Source organism: Streptomyces sp. WMMC1477, from assembly GCF_027460245.1.
Classification (GTDB): domain Bacteria; phylum Actinomycetota; class Actinomycetes; order Streptomycetales; family Streptomycetaceae; genus Streptomyces.
Map to the genome: position 1 here is coordinate 1139317 of NZ_JAPZBD010000003.1, position 21439 is coordinate 1160755.

Annotated in this window: 13 protein-coding genes; 12 read left to right on the forward strand and 1 reads right to left on the reverse strand. The window is 69.5% G+C overall.

Translation table 11 applies throughout. The features are described 5' to 3' along the window. The first annotated feature begins 18 nt into the window (after positions 1-18). From aroA to O7609_RS05445, 9 genes are all read left to right on the forward strand, one after another. Positions 19-1338, forward strand: coding sequence for a 3-phosphoshikimate 1-carboxyvinyltransferase (gene aroA, locus O7609_RS05405; RefSeq protein ID WP_269743159.1), 1320 nt, complete (start codon positions 19-21; stop codon positions 1336-1338). Then, positions 1335-2882 (forward strand): 2,3-bisphosphoglycerate-independent phosphoglycerate mutase, encoded by a 1548-nt coding sequence (gpmI, locus tag O7609_RS05410; protein ID WP_269743160.1) that lies wholly within the window; start codon positions 1335-1337, stop codon positions 2880-2882. The genes aroA and gpmI overlap by 4 nt, the downstream gene beginning before the upstream one ends. A 3-nt stretch (positions 2883-2885) precedes the next feature. Continuing rightward, the gene (locus O7609_RS05415; protein ID WP_269743161.1) at positions 2886-9842 is read left to right on the forward strand and encodes a type I polyketide synthase; all 6957 of its coding nucleotides are present in this window, start codon (positions 2886-2888) and stop codon (positions 9840-9842) included. 33 nt (positions 9843-9875) lie between these two features. After that, entirely contained in the window at positions 9876-11030 is a 1155-nt protein-coding gene (locus O7609_RS05420) for a ketoacyl-ACP synthase III family protein (protein ID WP_269743162.1), read from the forward strand. Next, complete coding sequence (gene aepY, locus O7609_RS05425; protein WP_269743163.1) at positions 11027-12145, forward strand: phosphonopyruvate decarboxylase; 1119 nt, start codon at positions 11027-11029, stop codon at positions 12143-12145. Before O7609_RS05420 ends, aepY begins: the two co-directional genes overlap by 4 nt. A 119-nt stretch (positions 12146-12264) precedes the next feature. Continuing rightward, entirely contained in the window at positions 12265-13212 is a 948-nt protein-coding gene (locus O7609_RS05430) for a phosphate/phosphite/phosphonate ABC transporter substrate-binding protein (protein ID WP_269743164.1), read from the forward strand. Positions 13213-13259: 47 nt separating this feature from the next. Continuing rightward, positions 13260-14015 (forward strand): phosphonate ABC transporter ATP-binding protein, encoded by a 756-nt coding sequence (gene phnC / locus O7609_RS05435; RefSeq protein ID WP_269743165.1) that lies wholly within the window; start codon positions 13260-13262, stop codon positions 14013-14015. After that, the gene (gene phnE, locus O7609_RS05440) at positions 14012-15751 is read left to right on the forward strand and encodes a phosphonate ABC transporter, permease protein PhnE (protein WP_269743166.1); all 1740 of its coding nucleotides are present in this window, start codon (positions 14012-14014) and stop codon (positions 15749-15751) included. The genes phnC and phnE overlap by 4 nt, the downstream gene beginning before the upstream one ends. Positions 15752-15908: 157 nt before the next feature. Further along, on the forward strand, positions 15909-16262 hold the full coding sequence (locus O7609_RS05445) for an ArsR/SmtB family transcription factor (RefSeq protein WP_269743167.1): 354 nt from the start codon (positions 15909-15911) through the stop codon (positions 16260-16262). A gap of 31 nt (positions 16263-16293) precedes the next feature. Here the strand turns inward: O7609_RS05445 and O7609_RS05450 are convergent, their stop codons facing one another. After that, positions 16294-17595 carry an MFS transporter gene (locus O7609_RS05450; protein WP_332330037.1) on the reverse strand — a complete coding sequence of 434 codons (1302 nt, stop codon included), beginning with the start codon at positions 17593-17595 and terminating at the stop codon, positions 16294-16296. 419 nt (positions 17596-18014) lie between these two features. Here O7609_RS05450 and O7609_RS05455 point away from each other — a divergent pair, with 419 nt between their 5' ends. From O7609_RS05455 to O7609_RS05465, 3 genes are read left to right on the forward strand one after another with little or no spacing between them, the layout of a single operon-like run. Beyond that, the gene (locus tag O7609_RS05455) at positions 18015-18851 is read left to right on the forward strand and encodes a phosphate ABC transporter substrate-binding protein (protein ID WP_269743169.1); all 837 of its coding nucleotides are present in this window, start codon (positions 18015-18017) and stop codon (positions 18849-18851) included. 21 nt (positions 18852-18872) lie between these two features. Next, positions 18873-20666 (forward strand): phosphate ABC transporter permease subunit PstC, encoded by a 1794-nt coding sequence (gene pstC, locus O7609_RS05460; protein WP_269744312.1) that lies wholly within the window; start codon positions 18873-18875, stop codon positions 20664-20666. Next, positions 20654-21343: a phosphate ABC transporter ATP-binding protein gene (locus O7609_RS05465; protein ID WP_269743170.1), complete on the forward strand. Its 690-nt coding sequence runs from the start codon at positions 20654-20656 to the stop codon at positions 21341-21343. Before pstC ends, O7609_RS05465 begins: the two co-directional genes overlap by 13 nt. Positions 21344-21439: the final 96 nt, after the last annotated feature.

The window sequence follows — 21439 nt, forward strand, 5'->3', positions numbered from 1 at the left end:
CACGGAAGACGAAGGAACATGACCTCTGAGTCCACGAGCCCGGTTCTGAAGCTCTCCGAGTACGAAGTCACACCCATCGGGCGTGTCGACGGCACGGTGCAGGTCCTCGGGTCGAAGAGCTACACCAACCGGCACCTGGCCATGGCAGGGCTGAGCACCGAACCCACCACCCTGCACAACGCCCTCCTCTCCCAGGACACCCTGATCCTCGCCGACGCGCTCCGCGCCTTCGGGCACGTCGACATCGCCGTCGACGAGGCCAAGAACACCGTGACCGTCACGCCCAACGGCAACAAGATGACCGCCCCGGCCGACTCCATCCACATGGGGAACGCCGGCACCCCCATACGCCTGCTGATCACCATGGCCGGTCTCGCCGAGGGGAAGACCGTGCTCACCGGATCGGAGCGCATGCAGGAGCGCCCGATGGGCCATCTGCTGGAAGCCCTCGCGCCGCTGGGTGTCAACGCCGTCGCGGTCAAGGGCAACGGCTCGCCGCCCATCGAGGTCGAAGGCCCCGCCCTGAGCGGCGGTCGCACCGACATCCACGGCACCGTGAGCAGCCAGTTCACGACCAGCCTGCTGCTCAGCGCCCCCTACGCGCACAAGGACGTCGAAGTCCACCTGCGGAGCGAACTGCTCTCCAAGCCCTATGTCGACATGACCATCGCCGCGCTGAAGCGGGCGGGCGTCACCGTGCAACGCCGCGGCTACGACTGGTTCAAGGTGGCGGCCGGCCAGCGTTACCAGGGCGGCGACATCACGGTCGAGCCCGACGCCTCCGGGATGTCCTACTTCCTCGCCGCCGCCGCGATTCTCGACGGCCGTGTCAACATCCCCGGGATCGACAGCACCTCCGTCCAGGGTGACGTCGGCCTGGTCGACGCCTTCGTGCAAATGGGATGCCGCGCCGACGCCGCGGACGGCTCCATCACCCTCGAGGGTACGGAAACGCTCCAGGGCATAGAGATCGACATGTCCAACATGCCCGACGTCGTTCCCACCCTCGCCGTCGTCGCCGCCTACGCCGAGGGCACCACACACATCCACGGCATCGGCAATCTCCGCTTCAAGGAGTGCGACCGGATCGACGCGGTGAGCACGGAACTGGCCAAGATGGGCGTCACGGTCCGCACCACGGCCGACACGATGACCATCGAGGGCGGTCAGCCCCACGGCGCGGCCATCGACACCTACGACGACCACCGCATCGCGATGGCCTTCGCCATCGCGGGACTGCGCACTCCCGGCGTGGTGATCAAGGACCCAGGCTGCGTCACCAAGTCGTTTCCGACCTTCTGGGAGCGGCTCGCCGATCTCGGTGAGGCAGCCGCATGACCGGATCGAAAGGCGTCCTGCTCGTTCTCGACGGGTGGGGAGAAGGCCCTCCCGGCTCGGACAACGCGCTCGCTGCGGCGAACACCCCGGTCCTCGACCGGCTCCGCAGTCAGTACCCGGGGCCCCTCCTCGCCGCGTCCGGGAGCGCGGTCGGTCTCCCCGAAGGCGTCGTGGGCAACTCCGAGATCGGCCACCTGGTCATGGGGGCCGGCCGGCCGCTGGAGTACGACAGCCTGCTGGTGCAACGTCAGGCCGAGTCCGGCGAACTGCGCACCCATCCGGAGCTTCGGCGGGTGTGCCAGGGGCTCGCCGAAAGAGGAGGCGCGCTGCACCTGGTGGGCCTGTGCTCGGACGGCCGCATCCACTCCGACATCGCGCACTTCGGCGAGTTGCTGCACGGAGCACAGGCATCGGGCTGCCCCCGCGTGTGGCTGCACGCCGTCACCGACGGCAGGGACGTAGCGGACGGCACCGCCGTGGACTACCTCGCACAACTGCAGAAGATGGCGGACGAAGCGGACGCCGGCGAGTACGCCACGGTGATCGGCCGGAACCTCGCCATGGACAAGAGCGGTCGGCGAGAGCTGACGGAGCGTGCCTGCTGGCTCATCGTCGACGCACAGGAGGCCCGGGCGGGCCACGACGCCGTGTCGGCGGTGGCCGGAAGCGCCAGTGACGGCGACATCCCTCCGACGGTCATCCGCGACTACCCTGGTGTCCGGGCCGGGGACGCGCTGCTGTTCGCCAACTTCCGCAGCGACCGCACCTCGCCGCTGGTCGGCGCCGTACACGACCGGCTCACCCAGAGCGGCCGCGCGGACGTGGAGTTGCTCAGCCTGGCCGAGTACGACACCAGGGCCAGAGTGACGGCTCTCGTCCACCGCACGGACGCCTCCGGCGGGCTGGCCGACGCGCTGGAGGCGGCTCGGGCACGGTCCGTGCGGATCGCCGAGCCGGAGAAGTTCGAGCACGTCACCTTCTTCATCAACGGCCGTGACGCGCGTCGACGCCCGTACGAGGAGCACATCCAGGTGCCGGGCACCGCGGGCGCCGACTACACGAGCCGGCCGGACATGAACGTCGCGCAGGTCGCGGACCGCGTGATCGAGGCCGCGGGCCGCGACGACGTGCCTCTCGTCATCGCCAACCTCGCCAACATCGACGTGGTGGGACACACGGGCGACTACGCGGCGACGGTGAAGGCCGCCGAAGCCACCGACTTGGCCGTCGAGCGCATCTGCGCCGCCGCGCGCGAGCAGGGCCGCTGGGTGCTGCTCGTCGGTGATCACGGCAACGCCGAGCAGATGGCGAAGACCGGGCCCGACGGTTCCCGACGCCCCTACGGCGGTCACACGCACAACCCCGTGCCCTGTGTCCTCGTGCCGTCCGCCGGGCAGCGGCTGGTGACCCGGCTTCCGGACACGTCCGAGACGCTGCCGTCAGTGGCTCCGACCGTCCTGGACCTGCTCGGCATCCCCATACCCGTGACCATCTCTGCGCCGTCCCTCCTCAGCACTTCTGGCCGAACTGAGACCAAGGACTGAACGATGCACACGACCTCAGGGCGCGCCACCCCGAGTGGCGCTGACGGCACGACCACGCAGCCCGCCGAGCCGATCGCCATCATCGGCATGGCCGGGCGCTTCCCCGGCGCGCCGGACGTCGACATCTTCTGGGAGCGGCTCTGCGCCGGCATCGACGCGATCAGCGAGATCCCCCCGGACCGCTACGACGTCAACGCGATCTTCGAGGAGGCACCGTCCGCCCCTGGCAGGACGAGCAGCAGGTGGGGCGGCTTCCTCGACCGTATCCGCGACTTCGACGCCCAGTTCTTCGGAATCTCGCCGCGTGAAGCCAGCAAAATGGACCCGCAGCAACGGCTGCTGATGGAGACGACCTACGAGGCGCTCGAAGACGCCGGTCAGGCCGCCGACCGGGCCGCCGGAACCAACACCGGCGTCTACATGGGGCAACTCGGCGGCGACTACTGGCACATGCAGTACCAAAAGCCGAACGAACTGGAGTTCTACGGTCTGATCGGTGCGGCGGCCCGCGCCATGACCTCGGGCCGGGTCGCCTACGCCTTCGATTTCCGCGGCCCCAGCGTCACCATCGATACCGCCTGCTCCTCCTCGCTGACCGCCGTACACATGGCAGCGCAGTCCATCCGCTCCGGCGAGACCACCATGGCCGTGGCCGGCGCCGCCAACGTCGTCCTGCTGCCCGAAGAGGGCACCGTCTACTCCGGCGCCCGCATGCTCGCCGACGACGGCCGCTGCAAGTTCGGCGACGCCTCCGCCGACGGCTTCGTCCGCAGCGACGGCGTCGGCGTCGTCGTCCTGAAGTCACTGGCCAAGGCCCGCGCCGACGGCGACCGGGTCCGGGCCGTCCTGCTCGGCAGCGCGATCGGCAATGATGGTCAGAGCAGCGGCTACCTGGTCACTCCCGGCGTCGAGGGCCAGCGGGACGTGCTCCTGCGTGCCTATGAGCAGGCCGGGGTCAGCCCCGCGGACATCGACTACCTGGAAGCGCACGGCACCGGCACGAGCGTGGGCGACAAGGTCGAGCTGGAGGTGTTCGGCCAGGTACTCGGCCCCGGTCGCGCCGTCGACAACCCGTGTCTGGTCGGCTCGTCGAAGACGAACATCGGGCACGCCGAAGCAGCCGCGGGCATGGCGGGGCTGATCAAGACCATCCTTTGCCTGGAGCATGGCGAGGTCCCCCCGAACCTCCACCAGCGCACGCCGAACCCAGCCATCCCGTGGGACGAGCTGCCCGTACGGCTGCCCAGAGAACGCACGCCGCTGCCGGAACGCGACCGCCCCACGCTCGCGGGCGTGAGCAGCTTCGGGCTGACCGGCGCCAACGCACACGTCGTGCTTTCGGCGTCGGCCGCCGACCAGGATGTCCGGCGCGGCGCGACGGACCGGGACGACTCCCGTGCCGAGCTGCTGGCGCTGTCGGCCATGAGCCCCAAGGCGCTCTCCGAGCTCGCCGTCTCCTACGCCGAGCTCCTCGACAACGGGGACGTACCCGCGCTGCGGGACATCTGTCACAGCGCCGGCACCCGACGCAGCCACTTCGACAGCCGGCTCGCGCTCGCCGCCTCCTCCCCCGCCGAGGCGGCCGCCACGCTGCGCGCGTACGCCGAGAACGGCGAGGCTCCTGGGCTCTCCGCGGTCGACTACGTGGAGGAGGAACGGCCACGAATCGCGTTCGTCTTCCCCGGCCAGGGCTCGCAGTGGATCGGGATGGGCCGGCAACTCCTGGACACCGACCCGGTCTTCCTGAGCACCATGCGGCGGTGCGACGAGGTGATCGCGGTGGAGAACGGCTGGTCCGTGATCGAGCTGCTACGCGGAGACGACGCCGACAGGTTCGCCAGGGTCGACGTCATCCAGCCCACCCTGTGGGCGATGGAGATCGCGCTCGCCGCGGTCTGGCGCTCGTGGGGCGTGGAGCCCGATGTCGTCATCGGTCACTCCATGGGCGAGGCCGCCGCGGCCTACGTCGCCGGAGCCCTCAGCCTGGAGGACGCCGGTGCGGTGATCTGCCGCCGCAGCCGCATGGCCCGTCGGCTCAGCGGGCACGGAACGATGGCCTGGGTCGAGCTCTCCGCCGCCGAAGCGACCGAAGCCATCGCCGGGTATGAGGACAAGGTCGCCCTCGCGGCCGCCAACAGCCCGACCTCGACGCTGCTCTCCGGCGACCGTGGCGCCCTCGCGGAGATCCTCGGCGCGCTTGAGGAGAAGGACATCTTCAACCGCTGGATCAACGTCGACTACGCGTCCCACGGACCCCAGATGGACGCGATCCGAGAGGACCTGCTCAGCGACCTTGCCGACCTGGCCCCGAAGGCCGGAACCATCCCGTTGCACTCCACTCTCCTCAACGAGACCGTCGACGGCTCTCAACTGGACGCCACCTACTGGGCGCGGAACATCCGCGAGCCGGTGGACTTCGTCGGCGCGGTGCGCGGAGAACTCGAAGCGGGCGAGACCGTCTTCGTCGAGATCAGCCCGCACCCGGTCCTCGCCGCCGCGATCGACGCGACGGCCGCGGAGCACGGGCAGCCCTCGCTGGCCGTCGGCTCCCTGCGGCGCGAGGACGACGAACGTGGCGCACTCCTCACCTCGCTGGCCAGACTGTACACCGCGGGCGTCCCCTTCGACTGGGACGCGGTGACGACGGGCGGCGCGTTCACTCCGCTCCCCAGCTACCCCTGGCAGCGCGTCGAGCACTGGCTGGAGGACTGGCCGACGACAGCGCCTCCGGCCGCATCCGCTCCGCGGCCTCCAGCAGTTGAGGCCGAGGACGAGCCGCCGGCCGTCCGCACCCACCCGCTGCTGGGTCGGGAAGTCCGGGCCCCGGGCGGGAAGCGGGTGTGGAAAGGCGGCGTCGACCTGGTCCGCAACGCCTATCTGTCAGATCACCAGGTCCAGGGAACGGTCGTGCTGCCGGGCACCGCGTACGTCGAGCTGGCCGCGGCGGCCGCCCGGGAGATCCACGGTCCGGGACCCATCGCCGTGACCGACGTGCGCTATCACGAAGCCGTCTTCCTCGACGCCGACGACCCCACCTCGCTACGGGTCACCATGGCCCCCCGGGCAGACGGAGGCCACGCCTTCCGGCTGCACGGACGCGCCGCGTCGGACGAGGGCTGGATCCTGCGCGCCGAGGCCGACGTCTCGGTCCTCGGTGCGCGGCCTGCCGCCCCGGAGCCGGTGGCCTCCATCCGTGGCCGCTTGCCCGAGCACCAGTCACGTGCCGCCTTCTACGCCCGGCATGCTGCCCGAGGCAACCAGTGGAACGGCTCCTTCCAGGGAATCGAAGCGGTGTGGCGTACAGACGGCGAGGCGCTGGCGGCCCTCGGCTGCCCGGCACCGCTCCTGGCCGACTGGGATCAGCACCAGTTCCACCCGGCGGTCCTGGACGCGGCGGCTCACGCCCTCGTAGCCGCCCGGCCCGACATCGAGCCGGGCGAGGACGGCGCCTTCGTCCTCGGCGGCATCTCGGAGGTCAGGCTGTACCGGCGCCCGGCCACCCGGCTGTGGAGCCACGTCCACCTGCTCGAAGGGGGCCGTCCGGACTCGTTCAGCGGAGACGTGGCCATCCTCGACGAAGCCGGAGACGTCGTTGCGGAGCTGCGGGGCCTGCGGCTGCAGTACCTTCTCGGGAAGGCGCCCGAGCCGCTCACCGCGCACTCGGGTCACCAACCCGAAGTGCCGGCGCCGGGCGCGTACGAGGACTGGCTGTACGGCCTCGACTGGCGTCCTCTCGGCCTCCCCGAAACCGCCAGCCGTTCCGGTGGGGAGGCGGGCAGCACCTGGGTGGTACTGACCGACTCCGGCCCCACCGGCCGGGAGGTCGTCAAGAACCTGGAGAACACCGGCAGCAAGGTTGTCGTGGTCACCGCGGCACGCGGGTACTCCACCACCGGTGGCGACCGGTACCGCATCGATCCCACGTCCAGGACCGACCTCGCCAAGGTCCTGATCGAAACCGTCCAGCGCGGCCCCGTGCGCGGCATCGTGCACCTGTGGAGCCTCGACGCGACCTGCTCCCGCGACGCCCTGCCCACGGAGATCAAACGGGCCGAGGACCTGTCCGTGGGCAGCGTCGTCAACCTCGCCCAGGCGATGGACGAAGTCGCCATGGAGTCGACGCCGAGGCTGTGGCTGGTCAGCCGCTCCGCTCAGCAGGTCCTCGCCCAGGACACGGTGGATTCGCCCTTCCAGGCACCGGTCTGGGGGCTGGGCCGCACCCTCGCCATCGAGCATCCGGACTGGCGGGCGAGCCTCGTCGACATCGATCACGAACAGGCCAGCACCGAGGCGCTCGTCAGCCATCTGCTGCGCGCGGACGAGGAGACGCAGGTGGCCCTGCGCGGTGGCCGGCGCTTCGCCGCCCGCCTGGTCAGGAAGGCGCTGCCGGCCTCCAGCCGTCCCTCCGCCGCCGCCTCGGGGACGGCTGTCCCCGGGCCGGGTGAGGTGACCATCGCGGTCACCCATGTGGGTCTGACGGCTCGCGAAGCACAGGCCGTCGCCGAGAGCCGCACCGTCAACATCGACTGTGCGGGTACCGTCCGGGCGACCGGTCCCGGGGTGGAGGGTTTCGTCGCGGGCGACGAGGTGGTCGCGCTCGTACGGGGCGAGGTCACCGAGTCCGTGACCGTTCCGACCGCACTCGTGGCCCACAAGCCGCGGCACCTCACCGCGGCGGAGGCGGCCACCCTGCCCTACAGCTGCGTGACGGCCTACCGAGCCCTGCACGACTGCGCACGGCTCGGCGCTGGCGAGCGGGTGCTGATCGACGACGGCACCGGTGAACTGGCGCCCGCCGCCGAGCAGATCGCCGCGTGGCTCTCCGCTGAGGCCTGCGACGTAACGACCGACCTCCCGCCCACCGGCGGGGGCGCCTCCTCGTACGACGTCATCCTCAGCACCCGGGGCGGGGCCATACCGCCGTCGACGGCCGAGCTGCTGGCTCCAGGAGGCCGGTATCTCGACGCGGGGGCGGCCTACGGCGCCGCGCCCCTCTCCCTCGGGGCCGACGCCCTCTCCACGAACCGCTCCTTCCAGGCGCTCGACGTACCGGAACTGGTCTCACAGGCGGCGGGCACCATCAAGCCGGCCCTGGACAAGGTCTGCGAACTCGCCGGTCAGGGCACCCTTCGGCCGCTTCAGGGCAAGGTGGTGCGCCCCGCGGAGGACGGCACCCGCCGGGGAGCCGCCCGCGGCGACACGCACTTCGACGTTCGCGGCGATGGAACCTACCTGGTTACCGGTGGGCTCGGCGGCATCGGCGGGCAGCTGGCCGAGTGGCTGGTTGAGCAGGGAGCCCGGCATCTGCTGTTGACGGGCCGCAGCGTACTTCCACCGGTCGACGCCTGGGACACCCTGGAACCGTCAGACCCGCGGCGGGAACAGACGGCGCTACTGCGGCGACTGGCCGCACTCGGGACAGACGTCGAATACGCCGCGGTCGACGCCGCCGACCTCGACGCGCTGCGGGCGGTGCTCGACGAGCGCGCGCAGGCAGACCTGCCGCGGCTACGGGGCGTGGTACACGCCGCAGGGACGATCGAGTACGCACCGGTGCGCGAGCTGCAGCCAGACCAGGTCCGCAGGGCGCTGCATGCCAAGGTGTCGGGTACATGGGCTCTCCACCGCCTGCTCGAGAACGAAGCGGTCGACTTCTTCGTGCTCTTCTCCTCTGGATCGGCACTCCTCGGCTCTCCGTTGCTCGGCGGTTACGCGGCGGGCAATGCCTTCCTGGACGCGCTGGCGGCGCACCGGACGTCGCGAAACCAGGCGGCGACCGTCGTCAACTGGGGTTTCTGGGACAGCGTCGGCATGATGGCGCGCAAGGCCCAGCAGGAGGGCCAGGACACAGTGCCGCGCGGCATGGACAACTTCAGCCCGGCGGAGGGCCTGGAAGTCATGCGGCAACTCCTCGGCAGCGGCACCCGGCAGGCCGCGGTGCTCAGGGTGGACTGGCGCACCTGGGCACGGGCCTATCCAAGCCTCGCTGCGACGCCGCAGCTCCGCGACCTGGTGGACCGCGAATCCACGCCGAAGCCGGACCGCGCCGAACCCGCCGTCACCGCCCGGGTGCCGGTAGCGCACCCGAGGTCCGTCCGGCTGACGCCGACGCCGACACCGACACCGACACCGACACCGGAGACTGCGGCACCGGTGGTGCCGGAAGTGCCCGGGAAACCGGCGCGGACGGCTCGGCCCGAGCCGCGGCAGGGGGCGCCCCTGCCTGCGGTGGAAACGACTCGCGAGGCAACCCGGCCACAAGCCGACACGACGGCGAACCGCTCCGGCGCGGAGAGCGGTGTCCAGGACGAACTGGTGGACATGGTGGCCTCGATCCTCAACACCTCACCGGACCGCATCAACACCACCCAACAGCTCAAGCGCATGGGCATGGACTCCCTCATGGCCGTCGAACTCCGCACCCGAATCGACCGCAAATACCAGGTCAACCTCCCCATCACCAAACTCCTCCGCGGCGGCACCATCACCAAAATCGCCGAACACATCCACACCGAGGGGCCCGGCACCCGGACGGCCCCGGCAACCGCACCGGCACCCGGCGATCCGGCACCGGGCCCATCACTGACTCCGACGCAGGTGTCCGCATCCGCACCCACACCCGAGCCGTGGCGGAGCGCGCCCGAGCCTGCGGTGAAGGTTCCCGAGGCGCCTCGGCCGCAAGCCACCGCCACGTCAGCCCAGCCCAACACGGACCACAGCACTCAGACGGGCCAGGGCGTCCAGGACGAACTGGTGGACATGGTGGCCTCGATCCTCAACACCTCACCGGACCGCATCAACACCACCCAACAGCTCAAGCGCATGGGCATGGACTCCCTCATGGCCGTCGAACTCCGCACCCGAATCGACCGCAAATACCAGGTCAACCTCCCCATCACCAAACTCCTCCGCGGCGGCACCATCACCAAAATCGCCGAACACATCCACACCGAGGTCTGACCGGGGTTCGAGGGGAGCGGAAGGCATCACGCTATGAAGACACCTGGAATACACATCGCCGGAATCGGCGTGTACCTACCGGAGATCATGAAGGCCGAGGACGCTGTGGAAGCCGGGCTCTACTCGCAGGAGGACTACGAGTGGTTCGGCTGGACGGGGGCGGCGGTCGCCGGTGACATATCGGCACCGGACATGGCCGTTCACGCGGCACGGCAGGCCATCGGGCGCTCCGGGCGGCCGGACGATATCGATCTCCACATCCATGCGCACAGTTGGCCGCAGGGCCCGTTGGGCTGGTCACCGCACGCCTATGTACTGAAGCACGCTACGAACCGCGACGTTCCGTCATTCCTCACCTGGCAGGCGTGCGCCGGTCTGGTGGGCGGAGTAGAACTGGCGGCCTCCTATCTGCTGGCCAGCCCGGACCGGTCGGGAGCACTGCTCACCGGGGCGGACAACTCCGGGCGCCCGGATTTCAACCGCTGGGAGTTCGGCCTGCAGAACGGGGTGATCGGAGACGCCGCCTCCGCAGTGGTGCTCTCCCGGCGCGGGGGGTTCGCCCGCCTCCTGTCGGTCAACTCGGGCTCCACGTCCGAGTTGGAGCAGCTCTACCGGGGCAATGAGCCGATCTACTCGCCGACCAGCGCGGGCGGCCAGCGGGTTGACTTCCGGGAGCGTCTGGGAGCCTTCGAGGACGACCTGGACGACACGGTGGCCCAGGTCGTCAGCCGGCAGGGAGAGCTCCGTGCCGAGCTCGCCCTCCGCTCGATGGCGGAGGCCGGGATCGGGCCGGAGGACGTCACCCGGGTCGCACACGTCTTCACGGGGCTGGAGAGCTATCTGAAGACGATCCTCGACCCGATGGGCGTCAGCGCGGACAAGGGCCTGCTGGAGTACGGACGACGGTTCGGGCACTTGACGGTCAATGACCAGATCGTCGCCCTCCACCATCTCGTAGAGAGCGGGACCGTCGGTCCCGGAGACCACGTACTGGTCGTCGCGCATGGCGGGGGCACGGCCATCACCTGTGCCGTGGTGCGCATCGACGAGCGCCCGGCCTGGGCACAGAACCCGCGCACGGTCGACACCCCTTCCGCCCGTCCGGCGGCCACAACACCTACCGCACCCGGCGTCGCACGATCCGTTCGGCTTCGCCCCGATCAGCTCGACGAGGACGGTGGACGATGATCGCAGCCGAGGACTTCTGCGCGGCGTTGGACGACCGGGGTTTCCGGTTCGCGAGCGGCGTTCCCTGCTCCTTCTTCGGCGGGCCGATCGCGCACCTGAGCCGGTCTCCCGGCCGCTACGTTCCTGCCGCGAACGAAGGCGGTGCGCTGGCCACGGCGGCCGGCGCGGCTCTCGCGGGGCGGCGTGCGTACGTGATGCTCCAGAACTCGGGGCTGGGGAATCTGATCAATCCGCTCACGTCTCTGGTGATGACGTACCGGATCCCTGTGCTGTCCTTCGTGAGTCTGCGCGGCTGGCCCGACCCTGCCCAGGATGAGCCGCAGCACGAGGTGATGGGGACGAAGACCGTCTCCCTGCTGGAGACCCTCGGACTGCCGTACTGGATGCTGCGCGCCGACTGCGACGAAGCCGGGTTGGCGGAGATCCTCACGGGCGTGGAGAAAGCGGTAGCGGCCGGGGAGGCGCCTTTCGTACTGGTGGAGAAGGGCTCGGTGGGCAAGTGCCAGACCGCGGCTACCGACGAGCCGGAGCGGCTGGACAGCCGCGACGCCGTACAGCTCGTCACGGAGCTCGCGGGCGACTCCCCCATCGTCGCCACCACCGGCTACACCGGCCGCGAACTCTTCGGCGTGGCCGACCGTCCGGCGAACTTCTACATGCAGGGCTCGATGGGCCATGCCGCGGCCATCGCGCTGGGAGTGGCCATGGCCGATCCCGGGCGTTCCGTCGTAGTCCTGGACGGGGACGGGGCGGCGCTGATGCATATGGGCACACTGTCGGCGATCGCCGAGCAGGCCCCGGGGAACCTCATCCACGTGGTGCTGGACAACGGTATCCACGAGTCGACGGGCGGCCAGTCGACGACGTCGAGCAGCACGCGGCTCGACGAGGTGGCGGTAGCGTCCGGCTACCGCACCGCCGCCCGGTGCCGGACGCTGGACGAGGCGCGTGAGCAGTTCACAGCCGCTCAGCGGTCCCCGGGGCCACACCTGTTGCTCATCCCCACCCGGCCGCGAACCGGGCCCATGCCGCCACGGGCCACCTCGACGCACTCGCCCGAGGAGATGCGCGACCGGTTCGCCGCGGCGCTGACGGCGACCACCAGCCGCGCCTGACCCAACCGCTCGGCTGATTCACCCGCTCACCCGCTCGCCCTCTCACCGGAGCGAGCGCCCCACCACAGCGCCGTGGGTGGCCTTGGTCACCAGCCGCCCACGGCGAGAGGAGACTGACCGTGCCCACGCGTTCCCGGCGCATACTGAGCGCCTGCGCCGTCCTGTCGATGCTTGCCCTCTCCGCCTGCGGCGCCAGCGCGGACAGCTCAGGCGACGACGCCGACGGCGGCCGTAATCCGGACAAGCTGGTCCTCTCCGCCATCCCGACGGAGAACTCGACCAGTCTGGAGCAGAGCTTCCAGGGCGTCATCGCGATGCTTGAGGAGGAGACCGGCAAGGACGTCACGTTCCAGCAGGCGACGAGCTACGCGGCGATCATCGAAGGCCAGCGCGCCAAGAAGATCGACATCGCTGTCTACGGACCCTTCAGCTATGTACTGGCCCGCAACTCCGGGCTCGACATCGAGCCCGCGGCCGCCCTCGTACACGCCAAGGGCGCCCAGCCCGGCTACCGCTCCCACGGGTTCGTGGCGGCCGGGTCGGACATCACGAGCCTGGCCGACGCCAAGTCGGAGAAGGTCTGCTTCGTCGAGCCCAACTCGACCTCCGGCTATCTTTACCCCTCGGCGGGCTTCATCGAGGCTGGGCTCGACCCGGCGAAGGACATCGAGCCGGTCATGGCGGGCGGCCACGACGCTTCCGTGCTGGCCCTGACCAACGGGCAGTGCGCGGTGGGCTTCGCGTACGACGCGATGGTCGAGCACCAGCTCATCGACCGGGGAGAGATCGAGAAGGGCGACGTCACCACTATCTGGAAGTCCGAGATCATTCCTGGGTCTCCCGCGGCGGTGAGCAGCGACCTCGACAGCGGCCTCAGGAAGAAGATCGTCAGCGCGCTGCAAGAGAAGGCGAACGTCGACTATCTGGGGTCGCAGGGCTTCTGTGAAGGCGACGACTGCGCTGTCGGTGACCAGGAGAACTGGGGTTTCGTGCAGGTTGAGGACTCCCTGTACGACGGGGTGCGCAAGGTCTGCGCGACCACCAAGGACGAGCAGTGCTCGGAGTGACCGCGGAGCCCGGGGAACCACACGGGGACGTCATCCATCTGCAGGGTGTGACCAAGCGTTTCAGCCCCGGGTCGGCGGCCCTAGACGACGTGTCACTCGATGTCGCCGCAGGTGAGGTCGTGGTGCTCCTCGGGCTCTCCGGCTCGGGCAAGTCGACCTTGCTGCGCCATCTCGACGGGCTCCACCGTGCGAGCAGCGGCACCGTGCGGGTGCTGGGGACCGACGTCGGCTCCGCCAAGCCCGGCGAGCTGCGCCGGCTGCGCCGCCGCGTCGGCTTCGTCTTCCAGCAGTTCCACCTCGTGGGAAGCCTGACCGTGCTGGAGAACGTGTGCACGGGCGCTCTGGGAAGGCTACGTGGCCCACGCCTGGGGCTGCCGTCCTATCCCAGGCAGTTGCGCCGCGAGGCTCTCGAACACCTGGACCGGGTGGGCTTGTCCGACCAGGCGCTGCAGCGTGCGGACACCCTCTCCGGGGGGCAGCAGCAGCGCGCGGCAGTCGCCCGGGCGCTGATGCAGCACCCCGAGATCCTGCTGGCCGACGAGCCGGTCGCCTCGCTCGATCCGGAGTCGTCCACACAGGTGATGCAGTTGATCAAGGACATCAGTGAGGAGCGCCGGCTGACCGTGGTGTGCAGCCTTCACCAGGTTGATCTGGCCCTGTCCTGGGGTGACCGCGTCGTGGGCCTCCGGGCCGGCGAGGTGGTGCTCGACATGCCCGTGAAGGGCCTGGACCGGGATGAGGTCATGTCGGTGTACTCCCGCGTCGGCGCGGATGCCGGCGCCGTTCTGGCAGGAACGGCATGAGCCAGGCGATGCGGCCCGCACCGGAGGCCCAGCCGCCGGTGCGGGTTCCGGCCAGGATCTCGTCCTGGCCCAGACCCACCCGCACCGCGGCCGTACTCCTTGCGGCCGGGCTGCTGTTCGCGGCGGTGTGGGCGTTCGTGGATCTCCGCATCAACGTGGGCACGGTTGCCGACAGCGCGGCGAACGCGACGGACTTCCTCTCTCGCACGCTGCCGCTGGACTTTCCTGATGCGGGTGAACTCGCCATCCTGAGCGGGCAGACGCTGGCGGTCGTGGTCTGTGCGACGTTGCTCTCCGTGCTCGTGAGCATCCCCGTCGCCGTGCTGGCGGCCCGGAACACGACGCCGCGCGGGAGCGCCTGGCTCGGGGCCCGGGCGCTGATCGTGGTGGCGCGTGCCGTGCCCGACGTCGTCCTCGCGATCATGTTCTTCCGGGTCTTCGGCCTGGGTGCCCTGGCCGGCGTTCTGGCCATGGGGCTGCACTCCGTCGGCATGGTCGGCAAGATGTACGCCGACGCGATCGAGCAGATCGACGAGGGTCCGCGCACCGCGGTCAGGGCCGGTGGCGCCGGGAAGCTGCAGGAGCTCGTCTCGGGAGTCCTCCCGCAGGTGCTGCCCTCCTTCACGGCCAACGCCCTGCACCGGTTCGACATCAACCTGCGCATCTCCGTCGTGCTCGGCTTCGTCGGAGTCGATGGTCTCGGGTTCGCCATCGCGTCCGCCTTCCGGCAACTGAACTACCCACGGGCCATGGCGCTGGCGCTGGTCGTGCTGGTTCTGTGTGTGGTCGCGGAGCTGATCTCGGGGGCGATCCGCAGTGCCCTGCTACCCAGCGCGGGGCGCGGGATCCGGCGGGGCCGGCGGCAACGGTCCGTCACACGTGCCGGCCGTATCTGGGCAGGCACCCTCACGCCCGCCCCCCGGGCTGGCGTGGCCTCCAGAGCTCGTCCGACGCCGGGTGTCAGTCCACCGTGGGATGCCAGGCGCTGGCGGCGGAGCACCTACGCCGCCATGACCGTCGCGGTGGTGCTGGCTTCGGTCTGGGGCACGGGAATCCCACCTTCCCAGTTCTTCGACGGCCTGGGCGATGTCCCCGAGACTCTGGGGCTGTTCTGGCCGCCGGACTCGGGAGGAATCATGCCGACGCTCCTCGCCGACCTGTGGATCACGGTGAAGATCGCGTTGGCCGCGACGCTGATCGGGGCCGTGCTCGCCCTGCCCGTCGGAGCATGCGCGGCACGCAATGTCGCACCTTCACCGGGCGTGGCTCGTACGTTCAGGACGGCCATCGTTCTGATTCGCGGACTCCCGGAGCTCGTCCTGGCCATCGTCTTCGTCGTGATCACCGGACTGGGCCCGGTCGCCGGGGCGTTGGCGCTGGGAGTCGGCGCCGTAGGGCTTCTCGGGAAGCTCGTGGCGGACTCCCTGGAGGAGGTCGACCCAGGTGTCGAACTGGCGCTGCGGGCCACCGGCGCGTCCAGGGTGCAGGTCTTCTGCTCGGCGACGCTGCCGCAGGCGGCTCCGGCCTTCGTCGGCCACGTCCTGTATCAACTGGACGTCAATATCCGTGCCGCTACGCTCCTCGGCATTGTAGGCGCGGGCGGCATCGGGTTTCATCTGCTCAACGCCTCGCGCGTGCTCGAATTCGGGGTGGTGACCACCATCACGGGGCTCGTGTTCGTCACGGTGATGCTGGTCGAACTCCTGGCACTCTGGCTACGCCGAGTGGTGAGCTGACCGTCGGCGGAAACCGGAATCCGGCCCGGAGGCACCTCTTTGGGTCCACGCATGAAATGGTCTACCTGGTCCGGCGATTTCGGCCATTGAGGGGTCCGTACGCGTCATTGTGTCATTCGTATTGCCGCTGACGTGGCGGCGGTGTGAACATATGGGGATGACAAGCGTGACCACAGCGTCGACTGAAGAAGGCGCGGTCGCCTGCTGCCCGCCGCTGACCTGCGGAGATCTCTCGGAATCCGATGCCGAGAAGATGGCTGCCATGTTCAAGGCCCTGGGCGACCCCGTTCGACTGCGGCTTTTCTCCCGTGTGGCGTCAAGGCTCGGCGACGAGGTGTGCGTGTGCGACATCGCCGACGTTGGTGTCTCCGCGCCCACCGTTTCCCACCATCTGAGGAAGCTGCGAGAGACCGGCCTGCTGACGTCGGAACGCCGGGGCACCTGGGTCTTCTACCGGGTACCGCCCGACGTGCTGGCGGCGATGTGCCGGATGTTCTCCGCTCCCGCCTGAACCGTCTCCGCGACCGGCGAACGCTGTCGGTTCACAAGGCCATCTCCCACGCCCGCGCGCAACGTTCGGCGACGCCGACGAGCAGACTGGCCGCCGCGGACACGGCCGCGAGCACGACGAACAGAGCGGCATAGCCACCCAGCGCCGCGGCGATACCCGCGCCTGCCCAAGGAGCAAGCGCGGTGGCGGCCAGGACGGGGGCGGCGAGAATGCCGCTGAGAGTCGCGTACGACTCGGCGCCCCAGCGGTCGGTAACCGCCGTGGCCTGGAGCAGTGTGACGATTCCCCTGACCATTCCGGCGATCAGGCTGCACACGATCAGAAGGAGCACGGGTCCCGGAAGGAGACCCAGCGCGAGGGTCGTCACCGCACCGGCCGTGAAGGCGATGACGGTCCGGGCGCGAACCGACGTGCGGCGGACGAGCCTGGCGTAGCACAGCCGCCCGAGAACCTGGCCGGCACCTCCGATACCCAGCGCCCAGGCGGCCACCTCGGGGCTCGCGCCGCGTTCGACGAACAGCGGAACAAGGTTGATCACACCAGCTGCGAAAGCGAACGATGCCAGGGTCATGGCTACGGCGAGGATCAGGAACGGCCGGGAGAGCGCCACCGAACGCCGGTGCCCGTGCACACGCCGGGCCGGACTCGCCCGCTCGGCCGGCCAGGGGCTGCGCAGACACAGCGCGTGCAGGGGCACGGTCACCGCCGCGAGGACGAGGGCGAGGATCACATAGGTCGTCCGCCAGGAGAAATGCCCGGCCAGAACGGCCGTCAGCGGTGCGAAGACCGTGCTCGCCAGTCCTCCCACGAGCGTGACCGTCGTGAGGGCGCGGGTCCGCTCGGTGCCGTCGAACCAGCCGGTCACCGCCGCGAACGCCGGAGGGTAGAGCACCGCCGACATCGACATGCCAACCAACAGCCAGGCAGCGGCGAACCACTGGAACTCCGTCGCGGCGGCCACCGCCAGCAGCGCCGGCACGGCGAGGAGGGAGCCTGAGGTCATGACGATGCGTGGGCCGCGCCGGTCCAGATAGCGCCCCAGCGGCAAGCCGACGACAGCGGAGACGATGAGCGCCGCGGAGAACGCGGCCGTCACCGAGGTCGCCGACCACCCCGTGTCCCGGCTGATCTGAGGGGCGAGGACCGGAAAGGCGTAGAACAGGACTCCCCAGCTCGTGATCTCCGTGGTGCACAGAGCCGGGACGGCGGTCCGTTTCCCGGGCCTGGAGGGCGCGCAGACTGCCCTCGCCTCGGGAGCACTGCGCGCCGTCACCCTGTGCGCGCTTGATTCGACCGTGGCAGCCCTCGCATGCGGCCCTCCCACAGGTGACATCTGTATCGATCAAGGTCGGCCCCATTCTTCCGCCTGATTAGATGTATGTCAATTCAAGGGCGAGGGCCGTGGACCGACACCGACCCCTGAACCGACCCACCGGAACCCGGCGGGTCAAAACGTCAGCGGCAGACTCCGTCGATCCGTCGACGGCGACTTGCGGCAAACCGCCCCCCCGCACCCTCTGAAGGCGTGAACTCCCTTATGTAGAAAGGAAGTTCACGAACTATTCCCCTAAGCGTCACTCTCTGCTTAGACTCCCATGGAATCAACGCCCATGCTTGAGGAGGATCTTGATGTTCCGCAAGATGTTGCCCTCGTTGGGACAGATACCGAGGGCAAACACACGGGGGATGTCTTGCGGCAGTTCCGCCGGAACGACGTCGGGAACACTGCGCCGGCGAACCTTAGCCGCAACGATGGTGCTGCTACTGGCGTCGCCGCTGGCGGCATGCGCCGAGGGGAACACAGCGGGCTCCGGTGCCATGAGAGTCAGCGGCTCCACGACAGTGGCGCCCGTAGCAACAGACGCTGCACAGGCACTCCGCAAGAAGGATCTTGAGATCACCGTTGCGACACAGGGCGGTTCGGCCGGAGGCATCTCCCAGCTCGGGGCCGGTCAGATCGATATCGGCATGAGCTCCAAGCCTCTCTCCGATCAGGATCGAGCCGCATACCCGGACGCGGACCTGCAACCGACTCAGATCGGTGCGGACGCCGTGGGCGTGATCGTCACCAGGGAGGTCGCGGACGCGGGGGTGGAGAGCCTCAGCAAGCAGCAGGTGCGCGGCCTATTCGAGGGAACGATCACCAACTGGTCCGAGGTCGGTGGGCCGGACCTCGACGTCTTCGTCTACGACAAGGAGCCGGGCAGGGGAACCCGTGAGGTTCTTGACAAATACCTTTACGGAGAAGAGAAGGCTCCGCCGCCCCCCTCGACGGACAACTTCGCCATCGTCGGCGGCAACCTGGAGACACGCAGCAAGCTGAAGTCCACGCCTGGAAGCGTCGCCCCGCTGTCCACAGGCTTCATCGAGGGCCATGACGACCTTGTTGCGGTGAAGCTCGACGGTGTCGCACCGACAGCGGAGAACATCGCGTCGGGCGGCTACCCGATGGCCCGCCCCCTCTTCCTCATCACCGACGGCAAGCCGAAGGGCCGCGTCAAGACGTTCATCGACTACGTTCTGTCCGACGAGGGCCAGGCGCTGCTGCCCAGGCACGGATACCTGCCCGTCGACATGCTCGGGTACTAGCCGGTGGCGACGACAACCCCGGTGCGGCCTTCCGCCGCCCCACCCGCTGCGTCGCGCCCACGTCCGTCCAGATGGGTATGGGGCTGGTTAGTCACCGGCGCCCTGTCCGTGGCTGTGGTGCTCCTCGTTCTGGCTGGGTATCTCTTCACCGGGGTCGGCCGGGGGGAGGTGGACTGGGGCGAACTGCTGACGTCCTCGTCCTGGAGCCCTCCGCACGACGCCTACGGCGGACTGGCCATGATCTTCGGGTCGGCCGTGGTGTGCGTGATCTCGCTGGCCCTCGCTGTCCCGGTGAGCTGGGCGGCGGCGGTCGCGCTGACGGAGTACCTGCCGTCACGGCTAGCTCGTGCCCTGCGCACCTGTGTGGAGCTGCTCGCAGCGGTGCCGTCCATCGTCTACGGGCTCATCGGCATCATGGCGATCCGCCCTCTGATCGCCGGGATTGCCGACGTTCCAGGAGGTGACAGCCTCCTGGCAGCCGGCATCGTACTGGCCGTCATGATCACGCCCACAGTTGTGGCGGTGAGCGTCGACGCCTTGTCCGCCGTACCGGACCGGATCCGTGAATCCGCCTACTCCCTCGGGCTGACCCGACGCGAGGTCGTACGGTCCGCGGTCATCCCGCTCGCCCGGCCGGGCATGCGTGCAGGAGTGCTGCTCGGGCTGGCCAGGGCGCTCGGAGAAGCGATCGCGGTCTACCTCGTCGTGGGAAGAGCCGACGGGCGACTCCCAGCGAGCCCCGGTGGTTTCCTTGATTCGCTGGTTCGTCCAGGCCAAACGCTGACGACCAAGTTAGCGGGCCCCGAGCCGGTGCTGGCAGGCACGTCAGGCTCGCACTTCGCCGCCTTGTGCGGGCTGGGCATCGTCGTCCTCGGCCTGGTCGCCGCGGCGACCGTCTGGGGCACTCGCGTGAACGCGGAGCGGTCAGCCGGCGAGCAGATCCGCAGACCCCGCGTCCTTACCGGATTCCGCGTCCAGCGTGACCGGTTGACCGCGACCTTGCGACTGGCGGCTCTACTGCTTCCGTGCGCGCTGCTCGTCGCGATGCTCACGCTCCTCGTCGTCCAAGGCACCGGCGCTTTCGACCCCTCGTTCTGGATGACTCCGGCGGTGGGCACGACTGGAGGCGGTGTACGCGACCAGATCCTCGGAACGGTGCTCTTCATGGTGGTCACGGGGGCCGTCTCGCTGCCGCTGGGGTTCGGAGCAGGCATTCTGATCGGCGTCTACGCCTCCAAACGGGCAGCGCGGGTCCTGCAGACGCTGACCGTCGCCGTGGGCGGAGCTCCGACCATTCTCCTCGGGCTCGCCGGGTTCGTTCTGCTGTCCAACGGCATGGGCTGGGGGAGATCCTGGCTCGCGGGGGTGGTCGTCCTCGTCCCCGTGGTCGTGCCCGTGGTCGCTTTGGCCTCCGCTGCCCGCGTGAGGGGCATGCCCGCCGACATGACGGAGAGCGCCATGACGCTCGGCTTGTCGCGGGCGCAGTACATCCGTTCCGTCGTCGTCCCCTACGCGTGGCCCGCCACCGTCACGGGGCTCCTGCTGGGCCTCGCTCGCGCGGCCGGGGAGACAGCGCCACTGCTGTTCACCGCCACCGTGTTCTTCGGAGCCGACCCGTTGCCGAGCGGGGTGGTGGATTCCCCCGTCCAGGCCCTTCCGACGCACATCTTCAACCTGTCGCAGGATTCCGGCGATCCACAATCAGTGGCGCAAGCGTGGTCGAGCGCACTGGTGCTGGTGCTGATCACGGCAGTACTCCTCAGCGTGGCGGTCATGCTGCGCAACCGCTCAGAAGGAGAGCGATGGACATCGTGATAGCCGCACGCGACCTGCGGGTACGCAGCGGCGACAGGACGCTCGTGGGACCGGTGTCGTTCGAGCTCGCGCACGGATCGACGACGGGCCTCTGCGGCCCTTCCGGCGCGGGCAAGTCCACGGTCCTGCGTGCGCTGGTCGACCTTCTTCCGCACGGCCTCACACGCGGGGGTGAACTGCACGTTCTCGGTCGTCTGGTCCGGTATGGCAAGGGCGATGCCGAGCTCAGGGCGAAGGTCGTCCTCGTCCCGCAGACACCGGTTGTCTTCGGAGGAAGCGTTCTCGACAACGCCGTATTCGGTCTCCGGCATGTGGTCAGGGCATCTCGCGCCACGCTCCGTGAGAGGGCTGAGGCGGCCCTGCGGGAAGCAGGTCTCTGGCAGGAGGTACGGGACAGACTCGACTCGCCTGCCGGAAACCTCTCCGCTGGTCAGCGTCAGCGGCTGTGCCTCGCCAGGGCCATCGCGCTGGAACCGGCTGCCCTGCTGCTCGATGAACCGACGAGTGCGCTGGACGAGCGGAGTCGCGACACGGTCGAAGAGTCCGTGGCGGCGTTGAGGGGGCGGCGTGCCGTCCTGCTGGTCTCTCACGACCCTGCTCAAGTCGACCGCCTCTGTGACACGACCGTGAACCTGGATCAGTCCCCGGCTATGGCCGCCGACGTCGCCGTCGTCTAACGCGTGAGCGAGGTGTGCGCGGATCGTCGCACCATGGTGGGCTCCGCCACCCTCCGGCCAACGAGGGTGGCGGATCCGAGGCTCATCTCGGACCTT